Below are 16,831 nucleotides of genomic sequence, written 5' to 3' on the forward strand. Positions count from 1 at the left end.
AACACAATTAAGGAAAAATTCTTGAGTAATAAATATATAACAACACCAATTTACTATGTTAATGGGGAAGCTCATATAGGGCATGCGTATACTACTTTTATAGCAGATACAATGGCTAGATACGAGAGACTAAAAGGCAATGAAACTTACTTTTTGACAGGTACAGACGAACATGGTCAGAAAATAGAAGAATCAGCTCAAAAACATAATAAACCTACTCAAGAATTTGCTGATGAAATCAGTGCTACATTTAAAGACCTTTGGGATGATTTTGAAATAAGTTACAACAAATTTATCCGTACAACAGATAAAAACCATATGGCTGGAGTAAAAAAAGCATTTTTAAAGATGTTTGACAAAGGCGATATATACAAAGACTTTTACGAAGGTCATTACTGTGTAAGTTGTGAGACATTTTTTCCTGAAACACAACTTATAGATGGTGAGTTTTGTCCAGACTGTGGTCGTGCTACAAGTATTGTAAAAGAGGAAAGTTACTTCTTTAAACTCTCTGAGTATGAAGATAAGCTTCTTGCACACTATGAAGCAAATCCTGACTTTATAATGCCGCGTTCACGTGCAAATGAAGTAAAGAACTTCGTAAAAGGTGGTTTACGTGACCTTTCTGTAACTCGTACTTCATTTACTTGGGGTGTTAATATTCCTGAGAGCCTTAATGATGACAAGCATGTTATGTATGTTTGGTTAGATGCCCTACTTAACTATGTAACTGCTCTTGGTTACGGAACAGATGATGCAAATATGGAAAAATTTTGGCCAGCGAGTACACACTTTGTTGGTAAAGATATCCTGCGTTTTCATGCTATTTATTGGCCTGCGTTTTTAATGAGTCTTGACTTACCTCTTCCTAAGCAGATTGGTGCACATGGTTGGTGGACAAGAGATGGTGAGAAGATGTCAAAGTCAAAAGGAAATGTAGTATTTCCAAGAGAAGTCTCCGATGCTTATGGAGTTGAAAATTTACGTTACTTTATGCTTCGTGAAGTTCCATTTGGTCAAGATGGCGATTTTTCTCAACGCGCATTCATAGATAGAATCAATTCTGATCTTAGTAATGACCTAGGAAACCTTCTTAATCGTATTATAGGAATGAGTGCAAAGTATTCTGAGTACGAAATAGATAGTGTTGATGTTGAGAAGTACCACACTAAAGAGTTAGATGCGATGAATATAGCTCTTGATTCACTTGATGGCTACATGAAAGAGATGCAAACACACCGCTACTTAGAAGAACTATGGAGACTTTTTTCTATTGGAAACACAGCGATAACTGAACATGAACCATGGGCTAAGATAAAAAATGACAAAGCAGATGAAGCACTAGCAACAGTTGCTCTTGTTTCAAATGTATTAGCAAAGGCTTGTATTATGTTAAGTCCAATTATGCCTAAGACTACCGCTACTGTTGCAAACGCACTTAACTTCGAGATAAATAATGAGAGCTATAACAATATGATTATAGATAAAAAACTATTGAAATTATTTAACATCAAAAAAGTACCTCCCCTATTTCCTAGGGTTGAAGAGCCATTAATGGCTGAAGCACCAAATGCAGAACCAAATCCTCCTAAGGACAAGGTGAATGGCGAAGCTAGAGAGGGTGCCCTGGGGCAAGAAAAAGCTTCTAAGAAGAAAGAAGTGCATGAGTCAAAAGCGGCTTTTGATGACAACCTTATAGAGATTGGTCAGTTCTTTGAAACATCATTAAAGGTAGGAACAGTTTTAGCAGCAGAGGAAGTTCCTAAAAGTAAAAAGTTGCTCAAGCTTCAAGTAAGTCTAGGCGAAGATGACACGAGACAAGTTGTGGCAGGTATAAAAGAGTTTTATTCAGCTGAGTCTCTTGTTGGAACACAGGTATGTGTTGTTGCTAACCTCAAACCCGCTAAACTGATGGGAATGATGTCTGAGGGAATGTTGCTTGCTGTTAAAGATGAAGATGGTCTTTGCTTAGTAAGACCAGAGAAGCCTAAAAAAGCAGGCACACCGATTGGATGAGACTAGAAAATGTCCTTGCACTTACACATGGAAAACTTCTTAATACTCCATTTGTAAATAACTTTAACAACATTGTCTTTAAGGCTAGACATGTCAAAAGAGGCGATCTATTTATGGCCTTTAGTGATGAAAGTATCGAGTTAGCCGTCGAGAATGGTGCTTATGGTGTCATTTCTCATTCAGAAATAGAAATACAAGATGATGAAATTGCTTGGATTCAAGTAGAAAACCTTGATGAGGCACTTAAAAGACTTCTGCGTTTTAGACTTATAGATAAAGATATAGCTGTATATGAAACTAATGAAATAGTTCTCAAGCTTGCATTACAGGTTCTCAGTGAATCAAATTTTCTTGCTATAAATGGAAATATTAGAGAGATTACCACTGCTTTATGGGATATAGAAGGTAGAGTAAATATTCTTTTTTGCCCTACTCTACTGAGTAGAGATATCTTTACAAAAACCATTGAGCTCTCCAATACTAGTTTTGATCATATTACCGTTATTGAGCAGACTCTTTTTGAAACATCTTTTATTTATGATGATATATTTTATGAAAGACAACTCCTTTCTCCATTTTTTCTTCCTTATTTAGAAATTTTACTGCATTTCCTAAAGACACTAGGTATTAATTATAGACTTAGAAAGTTTACTCCTATAGAGCACTTTGAAGCAGTTTTTACAAATAAAAAATTTGAAATAAAAGAGTTTGGAACAAGCGATAAAGTACTTATTTTTGAGAAAAATAGATCTATGATGGAAGAAGAGATACTTTTCTTGCAAAATCAAGCAACATGGGCAAAAATTATCTATATTGTTCCAAGTGTAAGTGAAAGTTTTACTCAAAAAATAAAAAATCCAGAGAGACTTTTAGTCTATAAAAATAAAAATGAGATCATTTCTTTACTTAAAAAAAGTGACTTCCATTTTGCTCTCGTAGTTGGTGTTGATAAATCTATCCTGTCAAAACCTTTTGTATCCCAACGTGAAGTTTCACTCTTTGACTTTACTCATTAAAATATAGGTGTAGAAAATGGACAGAAGAAAATTTTTAACAGCAGCGACAGTTTCTACTGGTGCAGTGCTTACCGGATGTAATGAAAGTAATAGACAAGCAATAGACTACTCTAAACATCCAAAAAAAAGTGTCGATACAAAAACGGTAAATATAAATAGAAATAAAAAAACTGTTATTAAACTGGCTACTAGTTGGCCTGCTCATTTTCCTATAATGGGAACAGGGGTTGAAGAGTTTGCCAAGAGAGTTAAAGAAGTAAGTGGTGGAAGTTTAGAAATAAAAATATACCCAAAAAATACTCTTGTCCCTGCCCTTGCAGTCTTTGATGCAACAAGTAGTGGAGAGATAGATGCTTTTCACTCAGGTCCCTACTATTGGAAAGGGAAAAATTCTGCATTTTCTTTATATAGTGGAATGCCTTTTGGAATGACAGCAGAAGAGATTAACTCTTGGATGCAGTTTGGTGGAGGTATGGAACTTTGGAGAGAACAGTATGGGAAGTATAACCTTCATCCCTTTTTAGGTGGAAACACAAATATCCAAATGGGTGGATGGTTCAGAAAACCCATAAACTCCCTCAAAGATATGCAAGGTTTAAAAATGCGTATACCTGGACTAGGAGGAGAAGTCTTCTCAAAGATGGGAGTTAATCCTATACTTTTGCCTGCTGGCGAGATATACACTTCACTTGAACGCGGTGTAATTGATGCAACAGAATGGGTTGGTCCGGCACTAGATATCAAAATGGGCTTTTATAAGGTGGCTCCTTACTACTACTCAGGCTGGCATGAACCTGGTTCTATTTTAGAGTTGACATTCAATAAACACTCTTTTTCTAAGTTAGCACTTGAACATCAGTCAATTATAGAGGTATGTACGAGAGAAATGAATGCAAATATGACTTCTAAGTTTCATTATGAAAATATTTACGCGCTGCAGAAGCTCAAAGAGCTAGATGTAACACTAAGGCAACTTCCAAAAGATGTTACAGATGCAGGTAAAAAGGCATTAAATGAGGTTATTGGCGAGCTATGTAGTGAAAATAAAGACTTTACAGAAGTGTACAAGTCTGTAGATAAGCATCTAAGTCTCTCAAAAGAGTGGAGTGATGCTAGTCTAGGCTATTTTTTAAATGAACGCTAAGAAAGACGAATTTTTTTCAACTCTTGTCTATAGTGTTTCGAGTTAGGTAAATAGCTTTCTACTAAAGAGTGGAAAGCTTTAGAGTGATTCATATGTCGTAAGTGAGCCAACTCGTGAACGAGGACATAATCTACAAGTTCTCTATTAACAAAAGAAAGCTGTTTATTTAGAGTGATTTCTCTTCTTGAATTACAACTTCCCCATCGACTCTTCATCTTTCTAAAACTTAGTTTTTCATACGCTAAGTCCATCTCTTGAGAATAATAAACTAGCTTATCTTGTATTTCAGCCAATGAAGAGACTTCAACTTCATGCAGAGGCATACACTTTTCAATTTTTACTAACTGTTTATTAATCCAAGTCTTTTTTTCTTCCAGTAATGAGTTTACAAAACTTTGAGATTTATATGGAGTTTTAATAACTATTTTTTTATCTTTGTCTATAGAAAGATAAGTGTTTTTTAGCCTTTTATTGACAATTATTTCTAGATTGTCATATTCATATTGTTTAGTATGACTCATATTCTATGGGGTCTGTTGTTCTTGCTTGTGCAAATCCATTTAAACGCAGCCTACAGCTATCGCAAACACCACAAGCCTTGTCTTCATTTTTATAACAGCTCCAAGTTAGTTTCAAAGGCACTGCAAGTCCTAAAGATTTTTGAACTATCTGTGATTTTTTTAGATGTACCAGAGGCATTGTTATAGTGATATTTGTTTCATCTTTTGTTCCAAGGTTAATGGCATTTTGCATAGAAGTAATATACTCTTCTCTGCAGTCTGGATATCCACTACTATCTTCTTCTACAACACCAATACTTATTTTTTGTGCTGACTCTTTTTCTGCAATAGCCGCTGCCATACTTAAAAAGATGCCATTTCTAAAAGGAACATAGGTTATAGGAACACCCTCTTCTGCTCCACCTGTTGGAACATCTATACTTTTATCAGTCAAAGCAGAAGCACCAAGGTGTTTAAAAAAGTCTAAATCTAAAATATACTTCTCATAAACTCCCAAGTCTTCACATATTAAATTAAAACACTCTAGTTCTTTAGCCTGTGTTCTTTGTTCATAGTTAAAATGTACAGCAATAATCTCATATCCACTCTGTTTCATCATATAAGCACTTAATGTTGAGTCCATTCCACCACTCATAACACATACTGCTTTCTTTATTGAAGTTTTTGTTTTCATGGTGTAATTTTAACATATTTTTTTAATCTCCTTCAAAAGAAATAGATAGTAAAATGTACAATAACAAAAAAAGGAGATATTATGGATGTATCATCAACTCCCTCTACTGGTTCAACTAATCAAGTAGATGTTCTAAAAAAAGCAATAGATGTTAAAGAACAGCAAGTTTTAAAAGTTTTAGAGGGTGCAACTCAGCAGTCTCAACAAGTTACTGCACAAAAGACAGGAATGGGTAACTCTCTAAATATTACAGGGTAGATAAAACTATAAGGCTTGTTTGATATACTTTCACCCATGATTGAACTAGAAAACAAGACCTTTGCAGAGCTTGATGAAAGCCTGCTAAATACAATAGCCGGTTCTCTTACTATTAAAGAGATAGAACTCATTATAACTACTAACGACGATATTCAAATTATAAATCACCAATACAGGGATGTTAATAAAGCTACAGATGTACTTAGTTTTCCTTATGATGAAATGCCAATGGCTCCACTAGGAAGCATAGTTATATCGTCTGAGTATGCTCAAAATATGGCTGATGAACTTGGACATACACTTACTCAGGAAATCACCCTTCTTTTTATTCATGGACTGCTTCACTTACTTGGTTTTGACCATGAAGTAGACAATGGTGAGATGAGAGAAGAAGAAGCAAGACTCATAAATAAATACAAACTACCAGAAAGTTTGATTATAAGAACACAAGGATAATAGCTATGGATTATGTAATATTTTTTGTTGCAATGACAGCCCTTATATATGGTGCTGATTTCATTATAAAAGAGTCAGAAAGAATAGCTCTTCATTTTAATATTTCACACTTTGTAATAGGGGCAACACTAGTTGCATTTGGAACATCTCTCCCTGAAATGGCAGCATCAATGATGGCTTCGTCTGAGGGAAAAAGTGAAATGGCCGTTGCTAATGTTGTTGGTAGTGTTATTTTTAATATTACTATGGTTTTAGGGATTGTTTTTCTTTTTGCAAAATCTATGAATCCAGCTAGAAATTTATTTGCCAAAGATAGTGCATGGGTAGTGATGCCAGTTGTAGTCTTTTTTCTTATGATACAAGATGGCAACATTGGTAGAGTTGATGGTTTTATTTTTCTTCTTATGATGGCATCTTATCTTATTTTTCTTTTTTCAAGCTCTAAAGAGGATTTAGAAGGTGAGATAGATGAGTCACTAACAAAAAAATTCAATTGGATAAAAACCTTAGTTCTACTAAGTATGGGTTTTACACTTACTATAGGTGGAGCTAACTTTGTTGTTGAAAGTGCTACAAGTATTGCTAGAAGTCTCAATGTAAGTGAATGGATTATTGGTCTTTTTCTTATATCTTTAGGGACATCACTGCCTGAGCTTGTTGTTTCTTTAGTAGCTTTAAAGAAAGGGAATGCGGAACTAGGTATAGGAAATATTATAGGCTCAAATGTAGCAAATTTTTCTATGGTTCTAGGAGCTTCTGCCATATTAAACCCTCTATCAATTGACTTACAAGCTGCTCAGTACGACTTGCTAATAATGACTAGTGCATCTTTAGCACTTCTTTTTATTCTTGCAAATAAACTTTATAACAAAGCTGGAGCGATATTTTTACTTATTATCCTAGCTTTATTTATGCAAAACTCATTTATATAAATTTCTATTCTATCTTTTATCAATATACTTAAGCTCTAAAAGCTTATTGTATATATTTGATACTATCTTACCAGCTGCATGTCCACCATGTCCACCATGCTCTATCATAACCATGACAACATACTTTGGATTTTTATATGGTCCATATGAAGTAAACCAAGCGTGTGAACGGCGATAATAAGACATTTCATGCTCAAGTTTTCTCTTTTGGATATCTTGCTTAATTGCTACAACCTGGGCTGTTCCTGTTTTTCCGGCAATAGTAACTTTAGAACTTAGATAGTTTCTTGCCGTTCCCTTTGGATTATTACAAACTTGGTGCATGGATTTTCTAATTACAGGAAGATTTGAAAGCTCTTTATCATTAAAAACTTCTTTGAAGTTATCTATATAAGTCTTTGAGCCTACTTTCTTAACAAGATGGGGTCTTGGAAGTCTTCCTGTAGCGATTAGTGCTGTCTGTTGTGCCACTTGCAAAGGTGTAGTTAAAAAGTCTCCCTGCCCTATAGACATATTGAGAGTTTCACCAATATTCCAGGCCTTATTATATTTTCTCTTTTTCCAATCCCGAGAAGGCACTACTCCTAAAAACTCATTTGGCAAATCTATACCTGTTTTCTTACTTAATCCGTATCGTATCAAAGCATTGCTCATTTTTTTATTTCCTACTATAAGACTACCCTTGTAGAAATAATCATCACAACTCTCTCTGATAGCTTTATTTATACTAGTGTGACGATGGCCTTTTTTTTTCCAGCATCTAAAAATACGTCCTCCAAGGGGTAAAGAAGAACGACAATCTACACTCCAGTTTTTATTTAAATCAGAAGAAATATATAAGAGACCAAGCATAGGTTTTATCGTTGATCCCGGGGGATAAAGTCCATGGACAAGCTTGTTTGTAAAAGGATGATCTAGGCTAGAAGATAATCCTTCATACATTTTATACGACATTCCTGTAACAAAAATATTTAAATCATAATTAGGAAAACTGCCTGCTGAAAGAATAGATCCATTCACATCCATAACAACTACGGCACCTACTTTATTTTTAAAAAGAGAAGATATATAAGACTGTAGTTCCATGTCCATACTCAAAGTTAGCTTTGTATCTTCACTTGCATCTTCATAGAGTAGTTCTGTTATCTCTTGATTACTAGCATTAACCTGTATCTTTCGCTTTCCAGGAGTGCCTTGAAGGTATTTATTATAGTATTTTTCAAGACCTGTCTTTCCTGTGTAGCCTATAAGTTCAAGTAGTGGATCTTTCTTAATTTCTTTTCTATTTGCATGTGATACATAACCTATCATATGTGCTGCAATATTTTTATAAGGATAATATCTCTTAGGTGCAGGAATGATTTTAATATTTTTGCGTAGGTTAAGTATTGAGTAAACAGGCATTATCTCTTCGTAAGGAATAAATTGCACTATGTCAATAAAGTTATGGTTATAGTATGACTCTTCTTTCTTGTAATTTTTTTTAATTTTTTCTGCTGTTATATTTGGTAAAAGAGATGTAATTACTTGAATCTCTTTTTCATACTTTTCTATATTCTTCTTGTATGTTAGGTGTGGAGCGAGTTGAATTTTAAATCCAAGTTTATTAATGGCAACTGGCCTATTGTTTCTATCAAGAATTTCACCTCTTACTGGAGCAATATATTCTGTTTTTATTGTGTTCCTGTGAGAGAGATTTGTATAGTGGCCATTAGATTCTACTGATAAGAAAAAAATTCTCACAATGAGAGCCAACCATGTGGATACAAATACAAGTAATATAAATTTAATTTTCATAATAAGCTCACTAAAAAGAACTCAATTACTATATAGTATACTATATAGTAATTGAGTTCTGGTGCAGGTAATAAAAATATACTTGAAATCAGTGTTAAAAAAAGAAAATAACCAATATAGGATAAAAGTAAATACGACACCTTTACACAAATATTACATGAAAAATTTTGCACTATTTTTGGTAGTATAAATTTATAAATTATATAAAAATAGATGATGGAACTAAAGAGTCTATAGCCATTGTTTGCTTCAAAAACAACTAAACAAAAAGAAATTATTAATACATATAAAAAGTCGTTTCTACCAAGTGCTCTAGTAAAGAGCATAAATAAAACCGCCAGCATAGGCGGCAAGAAATGATAAATACTACTTAGGCTACTATAAAGTACAAACAGTACTACATAGCCAAAAGTTACTGTATAGTCTTGATTAGTGATACTTCGTTGCATACTGGAAAGTGTTGACATTTAATACAATCAGCCCATATTTTATGTTCGGGGAGGGACTCTTTTGGAATTTCTTTAAAACCTAAACGCTCAAAAAATGATTGTTTATAAGTAAGGCTAAGCACTCTTTGTATTCCTAACTCTTTTGCCTCTTTAAAGGTGTGTTGAACTAATTCTTCTCCTATTTTTTTCCCTCTCATACCATATTTAACTACAAGTGAACGGATTTCTGCTAACTCTATTGTATGAACATGCAGTGCAGTAAAGCCAACAATAACACAATCATTAATAGCCAGTGTATACGATCGAATATTTGTAGCTATCTCATCTTCTGTTCTATCTAAAATAATTCCAGCAGTAATCTCAGGAAGAATGAGTGCTCTCATCTCATGTATATTAGACAGTGTTGCCTTTACAAAATCAATCTTCAGCATCTTCTTCTTCTTCAAATTTATCATTTTCTATCAAGATATCATGGATAACTTTATTAATTTTGTCAGTACCGCGTTTTTTAGAACTAGATACTGTCATGGCATTTGGAAACTCACGACGAAGAGCACTTTGCTCTTTTTGATTAAGTTTATCAATCTTAGTGAATATTTGTAATATTGCTTGATTTTCTCTTACAGTATCAAATAGAAATTGGCTCACAGAGGTGTCAATATCTAAATGAGGGTGTCTACAGTCTATAAGATGAATAAATAGCTTTATTTCTTCACGTCCAGAAATATAGTCAGTTAAATTCTTTTCCCAATCATGTTTTATTGATTTAGAAACCTTTGCATATCCAAAACCAGGTAAATCTACAAATTTTGCCAATTTTTTTGTTTGAGTATCTCTATCTAAAAAAGTCACATCAAAGTAATTGATAAGCCTTGTTTTACCTGGTGTTGATGACACTTTTGCCAAACCCTTATGATTTGTAAGTGCATTTAAGAGTGAACTCTTACCAACATTTGAACGAGCCATAAAGACTACTTCGTTTTGTTCCTCTGACTCTGGTGCTGCATCCACATTTGGAGCAGATGTTACAAATTTAGACTCTACTATATCAACCATATTTTATTCCTCACTTTCTTCTATATTAAATATCATTAAAACTGGTTCTCTTTCGAATCCCTTAGCATAAGCTTTTCCCTCAGTAATATTGAGGAGTACTTCATCGCCACGAATTTCTTTTTTTTCATTAACTTGCAGGAGATGAACATTTCCATAAAAATGATACTCTTTTTCTGCTGGAATAAAAATAACTTTTTCTGCCTTACCCATGTAAATAATTTTTTGTTTTGTTTCTATATAAAATGAAACTTTCTCTTGTGCTATAAACTTAATTGGTTTATTATTCTCATCAGTATATATAGTAACTTTTGATGCATTAATTTCATCATTATGTTTAAGAATATTTACATCACCTAGAAAAATTGAAATACCACTCTTTTCATCTGCACTAAAGGAGTTTGCTTGAATTTTTAGTTCTTGTGCATTTATATATATATTAATTAGTACTAGTATAACTATATATTTCATATTTTACTCTCTTGTAATTGGTAGGTAACTTTTACATTTTGAGACTCAATAAATTTTCTTTTTTTATTATACTTCATAGAATCTCCTTTAATGCTGTTGCCTTCTTTATAAGCTAAAAATGGTGTAGTCGAGCTTAATTGTGACGTGTGCTTATCGTAAATCATTTTTTGTGACTCAAAGGTCAAACCATCTGCTCTTACATAATTCACATTTCCAAAGAGAGATACTGTCTCACCCTGATAGAGGCCTCTTTTCGCCTTCATATTAGATATATTCATTTTTGTGTTCTCTGTATAGTCTATATTAGTTACTTCATATCTATCAGAATACCTCAGTGCACTATTTCCTATCATTAAGCCTTGTAAGCCTTTATTATTTAATTCATACATATTAAAACTGGTGATCTCAAAAATTGGAACATCTATAAATTCCTGCTTTTTTACATCGAGAGGTTTAAAAAGAACAAATATTATCACTAAAGAGCTGAGTATAAATCCAAAAAATATATTTATATTAATAAAAAGCTCCTTACAACCAAGTAGCTAAGAATTCATCAGTCTGATCATTTTCAACTACAAGTATATCTATCATTTCTCGTACAGCACCACTACCACCTATTGTGCTCAGCCGTGTATCTACAATTTTTTGTATAGCTAAAACACCATCATTTGGAGTAAAACTTCTTCCAACTTTTCCAAGCATATTGTAATCATTCAGATCATCACCTATTGCACCAACTTCATAAAACTTAAGAGATAATGATTCAACAAGCTCATTAAGTACTCTGTCTTTATCTTTTATGCCTTGAAAAATATGTTTAATTCCTAGTTCTTTTGCACGTTTTTCAACTATTTTAGAATTGCGTCCAGTAATGATAGCGACTTCATTTCCCATCTTTATCCATGTTGTTATGCCTAGACCATCTTTAACATTAAAGCTTTTACTTTCTATAGTATCGTTTGAGTAGATGAGCTTTCCATCACTCAGACAACCATCTACATCTAAAACAATAAGTTTTATCACAGAACATCTTTAGTGCTAGGTATACCAACTCTTGCGTTATGAGTAGTAGCTCGTCTAATTGCCACTGCAACAGATTTAAACGCAGCCTCAATAATGTGATGTTTATTTTTCCCACGAAGCTGGATAATATGTGCACTTATTCTTGAACTTAGTACAAAAGCTCGGAAAAACTCTTCCACTAGTTCTGTATCAAACTGCCCAACTTTCCCAGAAACATCTAGTTCGTAAACTAAAAAAGGTCTATTACTAAGGTCCAAGTCACAAGAAACACAAGTTTCATCCATTACAATGTTTGCACTACCAAAACGTTCCACTGCTTTTACTGGGTATATAGCCTGAGCAAAAAGAGAACCCAAAACTATTCCAACATCTTCAACACTATGATGATCATCAATGTGAGTATCACCTTTACACATAACTTCAAGGTCAATTAATGAGTGCTTAGAAAAGCTTTCAAGCATATGGTCTAAAAACCCTACACCTGTGTTTATTGTACTTTTACCACTACCGTTTAGGTCTAGTGAAATTGTTATATCTGTCTCTTTTGTTGTTCGTGTTTTAGTTATCATAAATTATCCTTCTCTTATTATAAATGCTTGGTTGAATACACTTGTAGATTTGTAATCTCTCGCTTCTTGTTCGCTTTTAAAACCTTTAAGTATTACCTTAAAAGAGCGACCACTTTCGTTTTCTATATCTTTTATGATTGTTTTATAGCCATTAGTATTATCATATTTTTCTTGTGTTTCTAATGCACCTTCTATCTTTGAAAAAGATGCTATTTGAAGAGTATAGTTTCCAAGGGACTTTTTCTGAGGTGACTTTTTCAATTGTTTTTTAGTAGGGATAGTTCTTTTTCCCTTAGACTCGAAACCGAGAACCTCTAGTTTTACTGGAGCCGTACCTTTACCTAACATATGTATCTTCTTTGCCGCTGTGTTAGATAAATCTATAATTCTTGTAGCAATAAATGGACCTCTGTCATTTATACGTACTACAGTTGTTAGATTATTTCTCAGATTTGTTACTTTAACTATAGTGTTCATTGGCAGTGTTTTATGTGCCGCTGTCATGTCGTACATATTATATGTTTCACCATTGGATGTCAGCTTTCCATGAAAGTCAGGTCCATACCAACTAGCATTTCCTTTTGACTCATCACCAACACTAACAACAGTAGGATAATACTTGATTCCTCTAATAGTGTAAGGCCTCATAGTTGGATGTGAATATTTCTTTTTATTCATATTTGGACTATAGTTACTTTTATTTTCAGTATACTTTTTTTGTTGAGAAAATTGATAATTTTTATAAGTTTTTGCCCCTCTAGTACTACATGCAGTAAAAGAAAGAATTAAGACGATAAGTCCTATAAAGTAAAGTCTATTCATAAATTTTTAACCTTCTTCCAATCCTAATCATAGAGCCCTTAATATGATTTTTATACTTGAGGTTTTCTATACTAACATGATACTTCTCAGAAATAGATCCCAATGAATCACCACTTCTAACTCTATAGTAAGTGGTTTGAGATTTAATTTTCTTGAACTTTCCTGTTTTTGAAACAGGGATAATGAGTTTTTGTTTTAAACTCAATCTATTGTTTCTCAATTTATTGAAATCTTTTATTACCTTGTATGAAACACCATACTTCTTGCCAATGTCAGATAAATTATCTCCAGACTTTACGATATGTAATCTATATATATTTTCAATAGGGGATTTATAATATTTCTGTTTAAAATCAGAGAGTTTAACATAAGGAATGTATATATCATAGTCTTTGGAGTACGGCGGGACAAAGTCATATTTTAAATGTCTGTTTAATTCTTTAAGTTGGGCATGAGGAATATTTATAAGTTGTGAAACTCTTTTTAAAGACTCTCCAGGAGGAACTTTTACAGTGGAAATAGAGTAAGCATCAGCTCTATTTAGTAAGTACTCATACTCACTAGAAAGCATGTGCTTCTCATCATTTCCAATGAGTGCAAGTGCTACAATTTTTCTAATGTAGTAACGACTTTCTCTAGGGATGTATTTCTTTTTAGATTCAAGTAAAATTTTTAAGTCGTCACTACCTGCTTTTTTAATTGCCTTTGAGAGTCTATTTCCACCACAGTTATATGCGATAGCTGCTAGATACCACTTTCCAAATCTTTTATGTAAAGCAGTTAAGTATTTTGCCGCTGCCTTTGTAGACTTTATAAGATCACGTCGTTCATCAACATAATTGTCAATTTTTAACTTAAAGCTTCTTCCTGTTCTCGGCATAAACTGCCAAAGTCCAGCTGCTCGTTTACTTGAGTATGCTCTCGTCTTAAAGTTTGACTCTGCCATTGCAAGGTATAAAAACTCTTTAGGAATATTGTACTGAGAAAGAGTGTTTTTAATAGAAGGAATAAATATATATGCTTTACTCATTGTTTCAAAAAAATGCTTGTTTTGATTAAAAGAGCTGTTTTCTGCTCTCATATCACTCATAATAGGATCATATAAAAATGATGGCTCGATATCAAAAGAGTTTAAAAGAGCCACTTCTTTGTTGTAGTTGGACTGATAAGTCAGGTTAGCGGACAGTAACAAAGGTAGAACAAAAATAATAATATATTTATACATGAGAAACTTTTTAATTTAATTTATTCTATTCTATCTAAAAGTTCATTAAATAACATATAAATAAGAAAAAGCTAAATGTAAAATCTATTAATATTATAAAATATTAAACAGTTTCTGGGCATTCCTGGTTGTCATTTGTTCGATTTCTTCCCGTGGAATTTGTAAAAGTTCTGACATTTTCTCTGCAACAAATGTTGTATAAAATGGCTCATTTCTCTCGCCTCTATGAGGTGTTGGGGTAAGGTATGGTCCATCTGTTTCAATGATAAGCTTCTGTTTGGGGATGAGAGGAAGTGCGTTTACAAGTTTTTTTGCATTTTTAAACGTTAAAACTCCCCCTATTCCGAAGTAAAAGCCATTGTTAGCTAAACTTAGGAGCTCATGGTCTGCGTTATAACAGTGCAGGACACCACCAAATTCAGAAGCACCATGCTTTAGCAGTAACTCTTTAGAGTCACTTGAGGCATCTCTCACGTGTACTATAAGAGGTTTTTTATACTTCTTTGCGAGTTCTATTTGTGCTACAAAAACTCTTTTTTGTTCATCTTTTTCTATTACTTTCTCTTCATCGCTACCTTCTAAGCGAAAGTAATCAAGACCACATTCTCCAATAGCTACACACTTGTCATGATGTACATACTTCTCAAACTCTAAGCTATCGAACTGCTCTTTATCATAAGGGTGTATGCCCACTGAAAAGTAAACATCAGTATGCTCTTCTGCTATAGATATAGCACGAGCAAGAGTAGATGAGTCAGCACCAGGAATTATAAAGCACTCTACTCCGCCCTCTCTCGCTCGATTTAGGACTTCGTTCAAGTCTTCATCATAACGTGTGTCATCAAGGTGTATATGTGTGTCTATTATCATTTGTTTGCCTCTAAGAGTTCACAAGCGAAGCTTTTGGCTTCTTCTGAAATATTTTCACCACTTATTATTCTGGCTATTTCAGAGACTTTTTCATCAAAGCTCAACTCTTTTGTTTTTGAAATATTACCATCTTTATAGACTAAAAAGTGTTGGTCACCCATAGAAGTAAGCTGTGGTTGATGAGAAATGACAAATATTTGAAAATGCTTAGAAAGTTTGCGTAGTACTTTGGCAACAGACATAGACTCTTCACCACTCAGGTTGGCGTCTATCTCATCGAGCATTAAAACACCACCGTTTTTACTCATGAACTCTGACTTTAGAGCGAGTATGGCTAAACGCAGACGGTTAAACTCTCCGGTACTTATCTTAGCGAGTTGTGTGCCGTTTAGCTCTATGCTAAGCTCATCACAGCCATAAGACGTATACTCTTGGCGTTTGAGTGTGACAGTGGCGTTTCTAAGGTAGAGGCTAGTTAAGTAGGCGTTTAAAGCACCTTCAAACACACGAAGTTCTTTTTCTCTTAGGTCACTGAGTTGCGTTCCTAAACTTTCCACTAAAGTGTTTAGAATATTATATCTGTCTTCTAAGTCACTCTTTGCTATCTCTATGTTTTCATACTTCGCTAGTTCTTGTTTCTTTTGTTCTTTGTACTCTAGTGCCTCTTCTACACTTCCGTATCTGCGTTTAAGACCGCTTATCTCTTCCATGCGGTTAAGAACCTCCTCTATGTCCACTTCATCTAAGGCAGAAAACTTCTCAGTCGCCGAGTCGAAGTGTGAACGCAGTTCATTCATGGCATCATCAAAAAACGAGCTATCTACTCCAAGTGAGTCAAGTGCTGATGACGCATGGTGTTCGTGGTTAAAGATTTCCATTGCCGACTCTAGACTCTCTAGGACTTTGTCTTTACGTGAAAGTTCTTTTTTTACGACTTGTAGTTCCTCATCTTCGTTTATGCTAGGGTTTATGTCTTCTATCTTTTTTATCTCAAACGCGGCAAACTCTTTAAGTTCGACTATCTTTCTTTCTTCTTCTTCTATTGCAAGTAATTCTTGTCTCACGATGGAGAACTCAAGGAAGCTTTTTTTGTACTTTTCTTTTAAAGGAAGGATTTTTTTAGATTTTGAAGATATTCGGTCGTCTAGTATGGAAAGTAGGTTTTCATTTTCAAAGTCGCTAAAGTCTTTAAGGCTTAAATGACGAAGATAACCAGAAGCTACATTGCCTATGGCTTTTTTAGAAAGGCTTTGGTTATTTACAAAGTAACGAGACTTCTCTTTTTTGATGTGCTTAAAGACGTTGATGTCATGGTTCTCTATGCCCGTAGTATCTTCGTCTATGTCCCAAGTAACACTAGACTCACAAAGAGCAGCGTCACAAGGAGCACCACCCAAAGAAGAGAGTATAGACTCCATGAGTATAGACTTACCGCTACCACTAGGACCAGTAAACACAACTAAACCAGTGTTTAAGTTCAGTTCAGTCTCTTCAAAACTAAGGTAGTCTTTTAAGTAAAATCTCTCTATCATTTTT

The 16,831-nt window shown here is 33.9% G+C and carries 19 protein-coding genes; 6 read left to right on the forward strand and 13 right to left on the reverse strand.

Going from position 1 to position 16,831, the window contains the following annotated elements; translation table 11 throughout:
• The first annotated feature begins 21 nt into the window (after positions 1–21).
• Genes metG through HOG88_RS10155 form a run of 3 tightly spaced genes read left to right on the forward strand, consistent with a single transcriptional unit; the run spans position 22 to position 4,176 of the window.
• Positions 22–2,016: a methionine--tRNA ligase gene (metG, locus tag HOG88_RS10145; protein ID WP_295005806.1), complete on the forward strand. Its 1,995-nt coding sequence runs from the start codon at positions 22–24 to the stop codon at positions 2,014–2,016.
• Positions 2,013–3,032, forward strand: coding sequence for a hypothetical protein (locus HOG88_RS10150; RefSeq protein ID WP_295005808.1), 1,020 nt, complete (start codon positions 2,013–2,015; stop codon positions 3,030–3,032). Before metG ends, HOG88_RS10150 begins: the two co-directional genes overlap by 4 nt.
• 16 nt (positions 3,033–3,048) lie before the next feature.
• Positions 3,049–4,176: a TRAP transporter substrate-binding protein gene (locus tag HOG88_RS10155; RefSeq protein WP_295005810.1), complete on the forward strand. Its 1,128-nt coding sequence runs from the start codon at positions 3,049–3,051 to the stop codon at positions 4,174–4,176.
• On the opposite strand, the gene HOG88_RS10160 is transcribed toward HOG88_RS10155, so the two are convergent.
• Positions 4,173–4,697: a M48 family metallopeptidase gene (locus tag HOG88_RS10160; protein ID WP_295005812.1), complete on the reverse strand. Its 525-nt coding sequence runs from the start codon at positions 4,695–4,697 to the stop codon at positions 4,173–4,175. The two genes, HOG88_RS10155 and HOG88_RS10160, sit on opposite strands and share 4 nt — an antisense overlap.
• A complete protein-coding gene (queC, locus tag HOG88_RS10165; protein ID WP_295005814.1) occupies positions 4,684–5,370 on the reverse strand; it encodes a 7-cyano-7-deazaguanine synthase QueC in 687 nt (228 codons plus the stop codon). The genes HOG88_RS10160 and queC overlap by 14 nt, the downstream gene beginning before the upstream one ends.
• Before the next feature lie 81 nt (positions 5,371–5,451).
• Between queC and HOG88_RS10170 the strand changes: the two genes are divergently transcribed.
• The 3 genes from HOG88_RS10170 to HOG88_RS10180 are packed head-to-tail and all read left to right on the forward strand — an operon-like array spanning position 5,452 to position 7,016.
• Positions 5,452–5,628 carry a hypothetical protein gene (locus HOG88_RS10170; protein WP_295005815.1) on the forward strand — a complete coding sequence of 59 codons (177 nt, stop codon included), beginning with the start codon at positions 5,452–5,454 and terminating at the stop codon, positions 5,626–5,628.
• 36 nt (positions 5,629–5,664) lie between these two features.
• The gene (ybeY, locus tag HOG88_RS10175) at positions 5,665–6,084 is read left to right on the forward strand and encodes an rRNA maturation RNase YbeY (protein ID WP_295005816.1); all 420 of its coding nucleotides are present in this window, start codon (positions 5,665–5,667) and stop codon (positions 6,082–6,084) included.
• A 5-nt stretch (positions 6,085–6,089) separates the two neighbouring features.
• The gene (locus tag HOG88_RS10180; RefSeq protein ID WP_295005818.1) at positions 6,090–7,016 is read left to right on the forward strand and encodes a calcium/sodium antiporter; all 927 of its coding nucleotides are present in this window, start codon (positions 6,090–6,092) and stop codon (positions 7,014–7,016) included.
• Positions 7,017–7,025: 9 nt separating this feature from the next.
• Here the strand turns inward: HOG88_RS10180 and mrdA are convergent, their stop codons facing one another.
• The 11 genes from mrdA to HOG88_RS10235 all read right to left on the reverse strand — a co-directional run bounded on the left by mrdA (position 7,026) and on the right by HOG88_RS10235 (position 16,827).
• On the reverse strand, positions 7,026–8,813 hold the full coding sequence (gene mrdA / locus HOG88_RS10185; protein ID WP_295005819.1) for a penicillin-binding protein 2: 1,788 nt from the start codon (positions 8,811–8,813) through the stop codon (positions 7,026–7,028).
• Between the two features lie 412 nt (positions 8,814–9,225).
• Positions 9,226–9,693, reverse strand: coding sequence for an N-acetyltransferase (locus HOG88_RS10190; RefSeq protein WP_295005820.1), 468 nt, complete (start codon positions 9,691–9,693; stop codon positions 9,226–9,228).
• Entirely contained in the window at positions 9,680–10,318 is a 639-nt protein-coding gene (gene yihA, locus HOG88_RS10195; RefSeq protein WP_295005822.1) for a ribosome biogenesis GTP-binding protein YihA/YsxC, read from the reverse strand. Before yihA ends, HOG88_RS10190 begins: the two co-directional genes overlap by 14 nt.
• A 3-nt stretch (positions 10,319–10,321) precedes the next feature.
• Entirely contained in the window at positions 10,322–10,786 is a 465-nt protein-coding gene (gene lptA, locus HOG88_RS10200) for a lipopolysaccharide transport periplasmic protein LptA (RefSeq protein WP_295005824.1), read from the reverse strand.
• Positions 10,783–11,304 (reverse strand): LPS export ABC transporter periplasmic protein LptC, encoded by a 522-nt coding sequence (gene lptC / locus HOG88_RS10205; protein WP_348652972.1) that lies wholly within the window; start codon positions 11,302–11,304, stop codon positions 10,783–10,785. The genes lptA and lptC overlap by 4 nt, the downstream gene beginning before the upstream one ends.
• A gap of 10 nt (positions 11,305–11,314) precedes the next feature.
• Positions 11,315–11,809 (reverse strand): HAD family hydrolase, encoded by a 495-nt coding sequence (locus HOG88_RS10210; protein ID WP_295005826.1) that lies wholly within the window; start codon positions 11,807–11,809, stop codon positions 11,315–11,317.
• Positions 11,806–12,378, reverse strand: a complete 573-nt coding sequence (hisB, locus tag HOG88_RS10215) for an imidazoleglycerol-phosphate dehydratase HisB (protein ID WP_295005828.1) — start codon at positions 12,376–12,378, stop codon at positions 11,806–11,808. The genes HOG88_RS10210 and hisB overlap by 4 nt, the downstream gene beginning before the upstream one ends.
• 3 nt (positions 12,379–12,381) lie before the next feature.
• Positions 12,382–13,200 (reverse strand): septal ring lytic transglycosylase RlpA family protein, encoded by an 819-nt coding sequence (locus tag HOG88_RS10220; RefSeq protein WP_295005830.1) that lies wholly within the window; start codon positions 13,198–13,200, stop codon positions 12,382–12,384.
• On the reverse strand, positions 13,193–14,425 hold the full coding sequence (locus HOG88_RS10225; RefSeq protein ID WP_295005832.1) for a lytic transglycosylase domain-containing protein: 1,233 nt from the start codon (positions 14,423–14,425) through the stop codon (positions 13,193–13,195). The genes HOG88_RS10220 and HOG88_RS10225 overlap by 8 nt, the downstream gene beginning before the upstream one ends.
• A gap of 93 nt (positions 14,426–14,518) precedes the next feature.
• Entirely contained in the window at positions 14,519–15,295 is a 777-nt protein-coding gene (locus HOG88_RS10230) for a TatD family hydrolase (protein ID WP_295005834.1), read from the reverse strand.
• Positions 15,292–16,827, reverse strand: a complete 1,536-nt coding sequence (locus HOG88_RS10235; protein WP_295005835.1) for an AAA family ATPase — start codon at positions 16,825–16,827, stop codon at positions 15,292–15,294. The genes HOG88_RS10230 and HOG88_RS10235 overlap by 4 nt, the downstream gene beginning before the upstream one ends.
• Positions 16,828–16,831: the final 4 nt, after the last annotated feature.

The sequence above is a fragment of the Sulfurimonas sp. genome (assembly GCF_018698455.1).
Taxonomy (GTDB): Bacteria; Campylobacterota; Campylobacteria; order Campylobacterales; family Sulfurimonadaceae; genus Sulfurimonas.